Here is a 13,687-nt window from a genome sequence, read left to right on the forward strand (position 1 = left end):
TCTCCTTATTTATAGCATGAAGAAAGATACAAACAACATAACAATAGATATTGGAAATAATAATACCATGCTTACTTTGGGAGTATCAAGCTCTCTCACAGCACCGTCAGTAGTAGCTCTGGAACCTAAAACCCAGGGATGCAGAGGTGTAGGTCGGATAGCACTTGATATGGAAGGCAAAGTAAATGGTAAGCTCAGAGTTATCAGACCTCTAAAATCAGGCGTGATCGCAGATTTAGATGCTGCGAGCAAGATGCTCCAGGCTTTGGTAAAAACACTTTATCCTGATAAATCATTTTTAACCAGTTATAATGAAATTCTTGCGTCCGTACCCTATGGTACCACTGAGGTAGAGCGAAGAGCTTTAAGAGTAGCTATAGGCCAGTTTAAGGCTCGCAAAAACTGGCTTGTTTTTGAACCCCTTGCCGCTGCAATTGGGATGCAACTTAATATATCAGAGCCAGAAGGGAAGTTTATAATAGATATAGGCGGTGGACTGACCGAAATAGCTTTAATTTCTTTATCAGGAATAGTTTCTTACTCCGCATTGAGGGTAGGAGGTGATTCATTTAATGCCGATATAAGGCTTTATATGGAAAAACGCCATTTAGTAACTGTAAGTGAAAAAACAGCAGAAGAACTGAAATTACGACTGGGAACTGTGTCTCACTCTGTGGTTCCGTTACACGAAAGTTGTACCGTAGTTGGCAAAGACCATCTAACGGGTATTCCGAAGCGCATAAAAATTCACTACAAAGAGCTTGTTGCGGTTTTTAACCAGTCAATGGCCAGAATTGTGGATGCCGTGATCAGCACTCTGGAAACCTGTCCTCCTGAATTATCAGGAGATATCTATTCTCAGGGGGTATACCTTACCGGCGGGGGAGCCTTGCTCAGAGGGCTTAAGGAAACTCTCGAAAATAATATAAGGCTTCGGGTGCATATGGATACAGATCCATTATCAACAGTTTCCAGAGGTATGCAGATAGCATTAGCATCGTCAAATACATATAAAAATATATTTTTCAAATAAAATAGAGATGATCAATTTGCCTAACACATAACCGATATCTAACTATGAAACTGAAATTCACACTCACACAAAAGATAAAAGTAATAATAGGCTTAGCCGTATTTTTTCTATTACTATTAGCTACTAACAAAATAGATAATAATCATTTTGAGATTGTAAAGAGGTCTTTAACAACGATATATAAAGATCGTTTGGTGGCTCAGGATTACATATACAAGCTTTCAAAAAATTTGCAGCTGAAAATGCTTGATTTGGCAATTAAAGATAAAGTAAATTATGATTTAAACGACTCTATCAACTACTGGACCAATGAATACGCCGAAACCAGGCTAACATCCCAGGAAACCAGGAGTTTTGAGTCATTTCGATTAAACCTTGGCCAGTTGCTAAGGTTAGAGCAGGATTTCAATCAGTCACCTTCTGTAGCCGGTAAACAGGAAATTTACCAACAATATAGCCTGCTCAATCGGGAGTTGGACGAATTATCAGAGATACAACTTAAAGAAGGGAAACGCCAAATGAAAATTTCAAAAAGGTCTATCTCTACCAGTGACCTGATTTCTGATCTGGAAATAGGTGCATTGATTTTGATAGCTCTTATGATCAACGCACTGATTTTTATTAAACCGAGTCGTTAGAGCATAGTAGGACGGTTGGCATTGTTCTCTTAAGGCAAGACATACCTTAATCACCACTAATTTTTTATTTAGGTTGGTTATTACTTTCTGCATAAAGGTTTTGTGACCTTCACCTAAAATAATCCTGCACCATCCATTTTATCCATTTCATAAATGGAGTAAGATTAGCTGTATGCTTCTGCTTAGCTGACCCCGTAGAAAAAACGTGACAGACTCTATCCTTTTCTTTTCCAACCTATTAACAAAATCCAGTGTCACAAATGGATAAGGCTCCCGTTTCTCAACAGCAATAATTTTTTTACTGATTTTTTAGGGGGGCAGATTGGTTTTCCTGTCTACAGGTATAATGGCTGTACCGAGGTATTAGAATCAGGTCAGCATTACTTAAGTAACTCGTTATTAAATATCATACCTCTTAAACATAGTTAATTGTTATTGCGAGAATTTTCTGAAGAATATCTCCTGAGAAAGATGCGTAGTGGTAATGAAAAGGCTTTTGAAAGCATTTTCCGCTACTACTACCGGCCGTTAACACTATTTGCTGTTAAGTACGTTGAAGATATTGAGCAGGCCAGGGAGATCACCCAGGAATTCTTCGTTCGTCTCTGGACAAATAATCCTTCCATTAAAAATGGTTCTTTGAAAACTTATTTATACAGAGGAGTACGTAATGCGTGTCTTAATCACATCGAAGCTACAAAAGTAGCGGAGAAACGTTTGCGTCATTATACTGAGCCGGACTTCACTATTGATAATGCCCTCAGAAACATGCTGCTGGCAGAGCAGGAAGAAGAATTAATGGCCACTATTGACAAGCTACCTTCCCGCTGTCGGCAAATATTTATCCTCAGCCGGATGGAAGAACTTTCACATAAAGAAATAGCCGACAGGATGAACATATCTGTAAAAACCGTAGAAGCTCAAATGACCATAGCTTTACGCCGGCTAAAAGAAGCACTGCTTTTTTTCATATACACCTGTCTCTCTGATATTTTTTTCTGATCCTTTTAGGGGGGCGTGATGTATTCCCTGTCTTTATGATGCATGCGAATAATTTGCAACTCTTAAAAACAGGACTTATATGCACAAATTTTACTCAAACTTTATAAAGGTGTTATTCATTGGGTTCTACATCTTACCCCTGACAGTATTTTGCCAGGAAGCTACCTTTTTTGAGGGGTTTGATAACACTGAAATAGGAGAGCTCCCCAATGGCTGGACATGGTACCAGAAGGGAGGACAGGATCCTCTAGCGCATTGGAGGGTAGATACTTATGGCTGGTTTGGTCCAAAAGTGGCATTCAGTGGCCTTGAAGGGGCTCTCGAGGGCAAGATAGACGAGGACTGGCTGATTACACCCCAGATCACACCGCAACCCGGAGATTTTTTGATATTTGATGCCGCCCAGACATACACAGGTATTGATTACGGCACCAGCTATCATGTACTTATATCCACAGGTACCAATGATCCTTTGGCATTTACCGACACGCTCGCTACTTTTAATGAAACGGAATTTCCGGTATATCTGGAGACTACGTGGTACGATCTGGCTACTTATGCCAATGTACCCATTTATATTGCCTTTGTACATGAAACATCTTCAAACAATGGCAATGAAACCGACGATTGGTACCTTGACAATGTTTGGGTACGTCCGGTGCAGGATGCCGAATTTTATAGTGCCGAAGTTTCGTGGCAATTTTCAATTCCTATCAGAATAGGAAAAGCGGCGAATACGCCTATGCTCGGGTTTAACATACGTGTAGCGGGCGATGGTGGTACCACAAACCTGGAAAAGGTAACACTGACCACCAGTGGCACTTCAGATAATCTGCAATTAACCAGGGCCACACTTTATACTACTTACGACGTTCCTTTCATTTCAAATGGAGAAGATACCGTATTTGCGGATGTCTACGGGTCAGTTGTCGATCCTTTCCAAACCTTTGAAGTTCCGGGCAATCAGGAGTTGGCAGTAGGTGATAATTATTTTTGGCTGGCCTACACGTTTGATACCAGCGAAGAGCCTCAGTATCCATATCCAAGGGCAGATGCCTCACTTGAGGAAGTAGTCGTTGACGGGATGGTACATTCCGGTATTAAAGACACAGTGGTAGTATCACCACATGTTGTTCCCGACAGCATCCCGAATGATAACTACGCTGATGCCATAGAATTAACCCCTGAATCTGGCCGCTATGGTTCTTATAACCTTCGGGCCACATTTGAGCCAGAGCATGAACACCTGGCCTACTGTGCGCCTGGTGGTGAGCAGGATGGCTCTAACTCCGTTTGGTGGCATTTCGTGGCGCCAACCGATGGCTACATTTCAGCAGACCTATCCGATACTAACTTCAATACCATACTGCTTTTTCTGGATGGGAATTCAGACCAGCTGGCGTGTAACAATGATATTGACCCCGGGCTTGAGCTTCAATCCAGGATTACAGATTTCCCGGTGGAAGCAGGGCAGGAAATCTATATCCGTGTATCAGGTCAGGGTTTCCCTGGCGACCCCAATGCTGCTGCCGGTATCATAAATATGGATTTTGAATTCCGTGGCCTGGTTAACGGCATCGATGACTGGACAGGAGGCGCAAAGCTCTCTCTTCCATATCCAAACCCAGCTTCAGGACTTACTCATTTTGATGTGGAGCTACAAAACACCAAAAATGTTCAGGTAGAGCTAACCGATGCGCTTGGCAGGCCGGTAAGGCTAATATTTGAAGGAAGACTGGCTGGCGGAGAGAAACACACTCTGGATTTTGACGTCTCCGAGCTGGAGGCAGGTCTTTACCTGTTGCAGGTCCGTAGTGGGGCAATGCTTGAAGGGGTGAGAAGAGTTGTAGTAACCAACCAATAACTACAGAAACAACAGATAAAAGCTGGCTATGCTTGAAAAAGACGAAAATAACAGACAGTGGTATTTAGCTGTAAGAGCTTTAAAAGGAGACCTGAGTGCATCTGAGCAAGAGAAATGGAAGGAGTTGCTCAGAAATGATACCAATCTTCGGGCAGACTTCGAACAGGTAAAGGTCTACTGGGAGCAATTTGATAAACTTCCATATAGTTATATTGATACTGACAAAGACTGGCAAAAGGTTGCAAAAAAGATCAACAAGCGCAGGAACTATGCAGTCATCTGGAAGTATGCAGCTGTGCTGTTACTTTTGGCAGTAGCCTCCTTTATGCTGATGCAGAGTTCTGGTTGGTTTTCTTTTGAATTCAGAGAGACTATCACAGTCATAGAGGCTCCCATAGGTTCTCAAACCTATGTTACCTTGCCTGATAGCTCTGTAATATGGCTGAATGCCGGAAGTAAAATATCTTTCAACAATAATTTCGGCTTGTCAAACCGCAGTATAATGCTACATGGAGAAGCTTTTTTTGACGTGGAGAAAAGTGAGGTTCCGTTTAATGTTATCACCCCTCACTACGATATTGCCGTGCTGGGTACAACTTTCAATGTGAGGGCGTATGACGATGACCAGAAACAGGTGACGACCCTGGTCCACGGATCTCTGAAGATTAGCAATATCCGGACCGGTAACGGTATAAAAGCTGCCCTCCTCAAGCCTGGACAACGACTGACATTGATTAAACACGAGGACCTTTCCAGGCAAATGGTAGAGATGGAAGGAGGCATTGACGTTGCTGCGGAAACCGCGTGGAAAGATGGCTGGCTTTCCGTAAGAAGTGAATCTCTGGAGGCTTTTGCCACCAAACTTGAGCGCCTCTATGACATTACCATTCATTTTGAAGACGATGAACTCAGGAATTACAGGTACACGGGCAAGATAAGGCAGCTTAGCCTCGAACAGGTGCTGAAAGCTTTGGCATTGACTTCACCGATTGAGTTTGACATAAAGGAAAAACAGGTGACAGTAAAGATAAACGAGCGTACCAGGTCTAAATACAATACCCTGGAGAACCACTAAAAACTAATACCATGTGAAGCAACTATACAGTAACGGATAAGCTGGTGACTGAAAAAGCAAGGACCAAAAGATGAGGCAACATCTTCCGGTCCTTCAGGACTGGCCAATATAATCGGATTTATTATGTCCGACTACGATCTATTGTTATACACCAATCCCACATAATACTATGAAAAAATTAAAATATGACCAAATGTTGGTTTGGTCAGTATTATCTATGATTATGAAAATTTGGCTCTTTGTTTTGATCAGTGCAGGTGTTACCTTGGCCAGTTCAGGCCACTCTCAAAACCTCGACATTGAATTGAAGAATGTAACCCTCCGCAAAGCCTTCAGCATGCTGGAGAGAGAAAGCAATTATTCATTTTTCTATAACGATTCTTTTTCTGACCTCGACAAGAAAGTATCCGTCTCAGCCAGAGATGAAGCACTGGAGCAGGTTTTGAAAAAGTTACTTGCTTCAACATCACTTACTTATAAATTCCTTGAGGGTAATTTAATCGTTATTTCACCTAGGAATTTTAACGAACCTATAACCGTTACCGGCGTGGTTACTTCATCAGCCGAAGGAGAGGCGCTGCCGGGAGTAAACATCACCATTCAAGGAACCAATAAAGGAACCATTACCGATATAGAAGGAAGGTATAGCTTGCGGGTAGAAGAGGATGCTGTTTTAATATTTACTTTCATAGGCTACAGTCCACTGGAGATAAGTGTAAACGGCCGTATGGTAATTGATGTGGCGCTGGAGGAGGACATAACCACTCTTGAAGAAGTAATGGTAGTGTCTACGGGATATCAGGAAATAGACAAAAGGCTTTTTACCGGATCGGTAGTAAAGCTGGGTGTGGAGGAAATTGAAACCGATGGTACTATTGATGTGGGCCGGATGCTGCAAGGCCGGGCAGCCGGGGTTTCAGTACAGAATGTATCAGGCACTTTTGGTACCGCACCAAAAATACGAGTACGGGGTGCTACTTCAATCACCGGCGATAACAAGCCTCTTTGGGTTGTAGACGGGGTGGTGCTGGAAGATATCGTCAACATTTCTACTGATCAACTTACAACCGGGGACCCGAATACACTTATTGGTTCCTCCGTAGCAGGTATCAATGCTGATGATATTGAAAATATTAATATTCTTAAAGATGCCTCCGCAACAGCTCTTTACGGTGCTCGTGCCAAGGATGGTGTAGTTATTATTACAACCAAGAAAGGTAGTACGGGAAAACCCGTGATCACCTATACAGGTAACTTTTCATCATACATGAAACCGTCTTACGACGACTACAACATTATGAACTCGTCAGACCAGATGTCGGTATATGCAGAGATGGAGCGCAAAGGATTTTTAAACCATGCCGACATATCCAGGAGCTCCGACGGGGGTATTTACAAAAAAATGTACGACATGATTAACGGAGGCTTTGACGGAGGCTCAGATGAGTTTGTACTTCCTAATACTAAAGAAGCACGGCAGGCCTTCCTCAGCCGGTATGCAAGTGCCAATACTGACTGGTTTGACGAATTGTTTAGAAATTCTTTTGTTCAGGAGCATTCCCTCGGACTTTCCAGTGGTACAGAGTCATCGCAGTTTTACTTTTCTACCAGCTATTACAATGACAATGGCTGGACCATAGCTGACAATGTGCAACGATATACAGCTAACGCACGTGCGAGGTTTAAACTTTCTGATAAAATAAACGTAGGTTTTATCACTACAGGTTCTGTAAGGGAACAACGGGTGCCCGGCACTATTTCACGACAGACCGATGCCGTTTCGGGCAGCTATGACAGAGACTTTGATATCAACCCTTTCAGCTATGCACTGAATACCAGTCGGGCGCTGACTGCCTATGAAGAAAACGGCGACCTGGAGTATTTCACCAGAAACTATGCCCCTTTCAATATTATCAATGAGCTGGATAAGAACTATATAGACCTGAATGTCCAGGACCTGAAACTACAGGGGGAGATCAATTACAGTATTACCGAGGGCCTTAAATATGACCTGATAGGGGCGGTCAGATATGTGAAAACAACTTCTGAGCACAAAGTGATGGAAGGGTCAAATATGGCTGAAGCTTACCGCGCCGACGGCTCGCAGGTTATTCGCCAGGGCAACAGATTTTTATACGTAAATCCAGAATACCCCAACTTAGACCCTGTGGTGGTATTGCCAGAAGGCGGTTTTTATAATCGTACAGATGACCAGATGGTGAGCTACTATTTCAAAAATCAGCTTGCCTGGAACCATACTTTTAACAGTATTCATAATACCAACCTGGTGATCGGTCAGGAAATACGCCAGGTGGACCGCCAGAATTCATTTAACAATGGATATGGATACCAGTTTGAAAAGGGAGGGGTGCCTTATACTGACTACCTGATTATTAAACAACTACTTGAAGGAAATTTTAATTATTACGGGATGTCCAATACTTACGAGAGGTATGCCAGCTTTTATGCGGGGCTCACCTATTCATACAACACCAAATATGTGTTTAACAGTACAGTAAGGTATGATGGGTCTAACCGCCTCGGAGAGTCAGGTACTGCCCGCTGGCTGCCTACCTGGAATGTAAGCGGGGCCTGGAATATCGATTCGGAACCCTTCATGAATGACATACGGACCATAGACTTTCTGACCCTGAAGGTAGGTTACGGATTAACAGCCAATATAGGGAATGCAACCAATTCATCACCAATATTTAGAAGCGGTACTACAAGAAGACCTTACCTCAACGAAACAGAATCGCAGATTATAATTGAGAGTCTGGAGAATACTGATCTCACTTGGGAAAAACAATATGAAACCAATATTGGCTTAAATGTAGGAGCATTTGAGCGCATTAACCTGTCGTTTGACTATTATATCAGGGATCACTTCGACCTGATAAGTGTAATTAAAACCTCTGGAATAGGCGGTGAGGCCTATAAAGCCATCAACTACGCAGATATGGAGTCTCATGGTGTGGACTTGTCCCTGGGGGCATCAATCTTCGAAAGAAAGCATTGGGGGTGGAACAGTAACTTCGTTTTCAGTTACAATAAAAACGAAATCACAAATCTTAGAAACGAGCCCCGTATTATAAACCTGATTTTTCCTGAAGGAGGCGCCCTGGAAGGCTATCCCGTGCGTGGACTGTTTTCCATAGACTACCAGGGACTGGACCCTAAAACCGGTATTCCGCTCTTCATTAATCATGAAGGGGAGCTTAGTTCCGATGTCTATATGCAGAGCCTTACTACAAAATACCTTAAATACGAAGGCCCTGTAGACCCGACTATTACCGGCGGATTTTCCAATACCTTCAGGTATAAGAATCTGTCACTAAATGTCTTTCTTACCTATCAGGCTGGAAACAAAGTACGACTTGATCCGGCATTCAGAAGCTCCTACACCGACCTGGATGCTATGTCCAGGGAGTTTCTGGACCGATGGATGCTACCTGGAGATGAACGATATACCGATGTGCCATCCATCCCCGATGTTACCACGCTTGCTCAGCTCTACCAGTTAGGGGCGATTTACCCTTATAACAGCTACAATTACTCTTCCGCGAGGGTGGTGGACGGTTCTTTTGTACGGCTCCGTACCGTATCGCTGACTTATAACCTGCCGCGGCATTTGCTTTCCCAGGTGAGGCTGAAGGATGCCTCCATCAGTCTGACGGGCACAAACCTGCTGTTGCTCTATGCTGATAAACGCTTGTATGGTCAGGACCCTGAGTTTTTTGGAGCTGGTGGGGTGGCCATGCCTGTAGCCCGGCAGTGGACAGCATCATTAAAAGTTAGTTTATGACCATTAAAAACATAGTTATGAATAAGTACTTACCTATTTTTTGCTTCATGCTTTTTGTACTGGCCGGGTGTAACGATTACCTGTCGAAAGTACCCGATAACAGGGCAAAGCTTGATTCTAAAGACAAAATCGGAGAATTGCTGGTGTCCGCTTACCCTGAGGCGGGCTATGCATTGTTTTGCGAAGCTATGTCGGATAATGTGGAGGATAACCCCGCTGCAGGCCAGGACCTCCGCAATGCAGATGCCTACTTTTGGAAAGATGCCAGTACCACACATCAGGATTCACCTGAATACTACTGGAATGCCTCATATGCAGCTATAGCCGCTGCCAATCATGCGCTGGAATTTATAGAAACCGAGAGTGAGCCCGAGCTATACAATGCCGAAAAAGGGGAGGCGCTGGTGGCGAGGGCTTACGCTCACTTTATGCTTGTGAATCTCTTTGCTAAAATGTATAACCAGGGAAGTGCCACATATGATCCTGGTATACCTTATGTGACAGAGCCCGAAAAACAATCGCTCAAAACATACAAGCGGACTACAGTGGCCCATGTTTACAGCATGATAGAAAAGGACCTGCTGGAAGGGTTGCCACTGATTGATGATCAGGCGTATGAAACGGGCAGCGGTGCTACAGGCGTAGCTAAATTTCACTTTACCAAGACGGCCGCTCATGCTTTTGCCGTACGCTTCTATCTCTTCAAAAAAGATTATGACAAAGTAATTGAGCATTCCAATGAGATATTCAGTTTTGGGGACGGAGCAGAATACCTGCGACCTTGGAACACAGACTATCAGTCACTATCCGCCCAGGAGTTGGCTGTGGCCTATACAAGATCATCGGAAAGATCAAATGTACTTCTTGCAGAAGGAGCTTCTGAATGGGCACGCTTATTTAATGGGCTGAGGTATTCTACGGGAGCGTTGAGGTATCAGGATATATTCCCCAATCCTACAGGAGGGCAGTTTGCCATATCTACGTTTTATACCTCTTCAGGCGTGTATTTTGTCAATAAGTTTAGAGAGCACTTCGTACGCATAGGCACCAATGCCAATACCGGCTTTCCCTATGTGGTATTCCCGCTTTTTACAATGGAAGAGGTGCTTTTGAGCAGGGCCGAAGCATATGCATTTAAAAATCAGTTTCACGATGCTATGGCTGACCTTAATACCTGGGTAGCAAAACGTATAGATGATTACGATCCTGATTTGCATGCGCTTACCTTCAATAAAATATTCAATTTCTATGGCCATGATATTAATCAGAGCAACATTGTGGATGCTGTTTTGCATTTTCGGCAGGTAGAATTTCTGCATGAAGGACTCAGATGGTTTGACATACTCAGGCATGATATTCCGGTAGTGCATGCTACCAATGCAGGAGAAGTTCTGGAGCTTAAACCGGGCGATCCGCGGAGAGTATTGCAGATACCGCAGGAAGCTATTTCTATTGGTGGCCTGGAGCCTAATCCGAGATGAGTACTTAATCTCAGGTGCATGTGCCCATGTTAAAATTCTAAATACTAATTAAAAAGACATGAAATACATCTATAATATATTCTTCGCTAGTCTGCTATTATTGCTGGCATGTGAAGACCCCTATAATGATGCATCCGGTCCGGGGGACTATGTGGACCCAGACAAAGACTATCAACCCACAGAGTTGGATAACTGGTTATACAGCAACTTTACCTCTCCTTATAATATAGAAGTCAAGTACCGCTGGGATGCTTCGGAACTTAACCTTTATAAAACATTGGTGCCTCCGGTTCCCTCTAAAGTACAGGAAGTGATGGAGGTGGCAAGCCAGGTTTGGATAAAGCCCTATGTAGAGCTGGCCGGGGCAGGGTTTATTAAAGAGTACTGTCCCAAACAGTTTATGTTAGTAGGAAGCCCTGAGTATAATTTTGATGGTACTATCAAATTAGGTACGGCCGAAGGAGGACGCAAGGTGGTACTGTACGTTGTGAATGATTTCCTGAAGACAGACCAGTTTTCCGTCAAACAACTTATCCATACCATAGAGCATGAGTTTGCACATATTCTCCATCAGAGTATTATGTATCCGGCCGAATATAAAGAGCTGACACCAGGAGAGTATACAGCCAACTGGAACATGGTTTCCCTGGCAGAGGCACGGGCACGGGGGTTCATCACCAGCTATGCTATGTCGTCTCCTGACGAGGATTTTGTAGAGATGATCTCCATAATGCTGATTGAGGGTAAAGAAGGGTATGAAGCTATCATAGAGTGTGAAACCACGGCCGCTTCCAGGCAAATATTGAAAGAAAAAGAGCAATTAGTAGTTAAATACTTTATTGAGAATTACGATATCGACTTTTATACATTACAGGCCAAAGTTCAGGAATCCATTAAAGCGATTGCTCCGGGCAATGGTGGAGGCGGAGGCGAAACCCCTGAGCCTGTTGCAGATGTGTGGGGCTTTGACAAAACCTATCAGACACTCAACTATGACTTTAGCACATTGCCGCAACCCGCTGATTTTGTAGCGCGCTACAATTATGATAATCAGGTATTGCACAACAATAACTATGCACTTGATTACAATTTTAAATTGCTCTATTCTTTTGAAGGTGAGCTGACCCTTAGACTCTTTTATTATACTGTCAATTCCGCGGAAAGGGAATATTACACCGCCAATTTTCGGTTTTCCGCCGTACGAAATGATAACGGTACACTCACTTTGTACTATGCCGGAAGCGATGATAACGGAGTTTATTTACAGGAAGAGCTTAAGGCCACCGGGATCTTGTCATTTTTTGCCAACAGGACTTTCAATACTGACTGGGTGGAGTCATGTGACGGAGAGCTTTATGTAGGACTTTTTCCTGTCGATTCTCCTCAGAAATATGCTATCGCAACATTAGGGAACTAAAACATTGTAAGATGAAATACAGACACAGATCATATTGTAACATAATAGTTGGCATGGCCATGGTATTCCTGTTTATCGCGTGTGACGAGGAGTATGATACGGTTTTTGAAGAGCGTCCGGATGAAAGGCTTCAGAGCAGACTGGACGAATATCAGCAATTGCTTGTCAACGCCCCTCATGGCTGGCTTGCCGGGTTAAAGACAGGAACTGGACGCAGCTATTTTTATTATTTCAATTTTAATTTAGACGGAACGGTTGTAATGGTTTCTGATTTCGATGAAACTACTGCAGGAACCCCCGGAACAGGAACCTGGACACTAAAGGCATTACAAAGAGCCACCCTGAGTTTCGACACATATTCCTATATACATCTACCGGCAGATCCGGACGGAGATATCAATGGAGGAATTGACGGGGAGGGGCTGATCTCGGATTTTGAATTTGCTTTTGATGAGTTGGCCGGTGACAGCATTAAGCTGCAAGGAATACAGCGAAGCTCCGGCCTCTATTTACTACCTGCTACGGAGGAAGAGGCAAGTCAAATATTGGGTAAACAAATATTAAATGTTATTGCAGGTACTAAGCAGCTTAATACCAACCATCGGGGTCTGCAGGTCGAATTGCCTGATGGTCAGCTTCTGCCAGTGGTTTTAGACGATAAACTCAGGATTTTTGGCGCGCAATATTTAACTGAAAATGGCGCCAGGGTTGAAATGTTCCATTCGTATTTTACCTTCTCGGCGGAGGGTATCGTGCTGAAAAAGCCACTGAATATAGCTGGAAGTACCATAGAACAACTTCTTTGGGACGATGAGAACCAACTTTTTACTGTTGAAATGAATGGAGTCAGAGCAGTTGAGGGATATACTGAACCCTTTATACTTCCTGTAGATCCACCTCTGCATACCCGGCTTGGAGAGGAATACCCCGGCATCACCATACCTTCCGGAAGCGGAATGAGCCCTATTCAGGGGCAATCACAAGAGTTTATGGAGGCGTATAATTTTGCTGCCAATTCCATGCTTGAGGGAGAGTATGCTCTCACTTTGAGAGATATCATCCTGCTATTTGATACTAAAGAAGAGATTATGGAGTTTCGGGTGGTTATTTCCCAGGGAGGCAGCCTCTTTCTGGCACAATATCTCTACGACTACACACTTGATGACCAGGGCATTTTCAAATTTACATTTCAGCAGGCAAGTCAAAACGGGTGGGCGATTTATGGTGACATGTATCCTATCTTATTTCATTTTGAAACAGATACTTTCAAAGCGGAATTCATTGGAGGGGAGCTTAACCTGGTCGGAGGGTTGTTTAGCCAGCAAAATGCCGGGTACTATTTCTCCGGTTTTTTATCAAACCAATAAACCTT

9 protein-coding genes are annotated in these 13,687 nt (G+C 43.4%); all 9 read left to right on the forward strand.

Going from position 1 to position 13,687, the window contains the following annotated elements; translation table 11 throughout:
• The first annotated feature begins 16 nt into the window (after positions 1-16).
• The 9 genes from LVD17_RS14510 to LVD17_RS14550 all read left to right on the forward strand — a co-directional run bounded on the left by LVD17_RS14510 (position 17) and on the right by LVD17_RS14550 (position 13,682).
• Positions 17-1,033, forward strand: a complete 1,017-nt coding sequence (locus tag LVD17_RS14510; RefSeq protein WP_233767843.1) for a rod shape-determining protein — start codon at positions 17-19, stop codon at positions 1,031-1,033.
• A 44-nt stretch (positions 1,034-1,077) separates the two neighbouring features.
• Positions 1,078-1,671 (forward strand): MCP four helix bundle domain-containing protein, encoded by a 594-nt coding sequence (locus LVD17_RS14515; protein WP_233767845.1) that lies wholly within the window; start codon positions 1,078-1,080, stop codon positions 1,669-1,671.
• A gap of 435 nt (positions 1,672-2,106) precedes the next feature.
• Positions 2,107-2,673 (forward strand): RNA polymerase sigma-70 factor, encoded by a 567-nt coding sequence (locus tag LVD17_RS14520; RefSeq protein WP_233767846.1) that lies wholly within the window; start codon positions 2,107-2,109, stop codon positions 2,671-2,673.
• A 79-nt stretch (positions 2,674-2,752) separates the two neighbouring features.
• Positions 2,753-4,537 carry a T9SS-dependent choice-of-anchor J family protein gene (locus LVD17_RS14525; protein ID WP_233767848.1) on the forward strand — a complete coding sequence of 595 codons (1,785 nt, stop codon included), beginning with the start codon at positions 2,753-2,755 and terminating at the stop codon, positions 4,535-4,537.
• A 28-nt stretch (positions 4,538-4,565) separates the two neighbouring features.
• Positions 4,566-5,612, forward strand: coding sequence for a FecR family protein (locus tag LVD17_RS14530; RefSeq protein ID WP_233767849.1), 1,047 nt, complete (start codon positions 4,566-4,568; stop codon positions 5,610-5,612).
• A gap of 169 nt (positions 5,613-5,781) precedes the next feature.
• The gene (locus LVD17_RS14535) at positions 5,782-9,417 is read left to right on the forward strand and encodes a SusC/RagA family TonB-linked outer membrane protein (RefSeq protein WP_233767851.1); all 3,636 of its coding nucleotides are present in this window, start codon (positions 5,782-5,784) and stop codon (positions 9,415-9,417) included.
• Positions 9,418-9,434: 17 nt separating this feature from the next.
• Positions 9,435-10,898 (forward strand): RagB/SusD family nutrient uptake outer membrane protein, encoded by a 1,464-nt coding sequence (locus LVD17_RS14540; RefSeq protein ID WP_233767853.1) that lies wholly within the window; start codon positions 9,435-9,437, stop codon positions 10,896-10,898.
• A 58-nt stretch (positions 10,899-10,956) separates the two neighbouring features.
• Positions 10,957-12,315: a zinc-binding metallopeptidase gene (locus LVD17_RS14545; RefSeq protein WP_233767855.1), complete on the forward strand. Its 1,359-nt coding sequence runs from the start codon at positions 10,957-10,959 to the stop codon at positions 12,313-12,315.
• Positions 12,316-12,326: 11 nt separating this feature from the next.
• Positions 12,327-13,682: a DUF4302 domain-containing protein gene (locus LVD17_RS14550; RefSeq protein WP_233767856.1), complete on the forward strand. Its 1,356-nt coding sequence runs from the start codon at positions 12,327-12,329 to the stop codon at positions 13,680-13,682.
• Positions 13,683-13,687: the final 5 nt, after the last annotated feature.

This window comes from Fulvivirga ulvae, assembly GCF_021389975.1.
In the GTDB taxonomy this organism is placed as follows: Bacteria; Bacteroidota; Bacteroidia; order Cytophagales; family Cyclobacteriaceae; genus Fulvivirga; species Fulvivirga ulvae.

What these genes read in the sequence shown, in the direction of transcription:
- LVD17_RS14550 (WP_233767856.1), top strand. Translation starts at nt 12,327, where the DNA reads ATGAAATACAGACACAGATCATATTGTAACATAATAGTTGGCATGGCC.
- LVD17_RS14530 (WP_233767849.1), top strand. Translation starts at nt 4,566, where the DNA reads ATGCTTGAAAAAGACGAAAATAACAGACAGTGGTATTTAGCTGTAAGA.
- LVD17_RS14540 (WP_233767853.1), top strand. Translation starts at nt 9,435, where the DNA reads ATGAATAAGTACTTACCTATTTTTTGCTTCATGCTTTTTGTACTGGCC.
- LVD17_RS14545 (WP_233767855.1), top strand. Translation starts at nt 10,957, where the DNA reads ATGAAATACATCTATAATATATTCTTCGCTAGTCTGCTATTATTGCTG.
- LVD17_RS14515 (WP_233767845.1), top strand. Translation starts at nt 1,078, where the DNA reads ATGAAACTGAAATTCACACTCACACAAAAGATAAAAGTAATAATAGGC.
- LVD17_RS14525 (WP_233767848.1), top strand. Translation starts at nt 2,753, where the DNA reads ATGCACAAATTTTACTCAAACTTTATAAAGGTGTTATTCATTGGGTTC.
- LVD17_RS14535 (WP_233767851.1), top strand. Translation starts at nt 5,782, where the DNA reads ATGAAAAAATTAAAATATGACCAAATGTTGGTTTGGTCAGTATTATCT.
- LVD17_RS14510 (WP_233767843.1), top strand. Translation starts at nt 17, where the DNA reads ATGAAGAAAGATACAAACAACATAACAATAGATATTGGAAATAATAAT.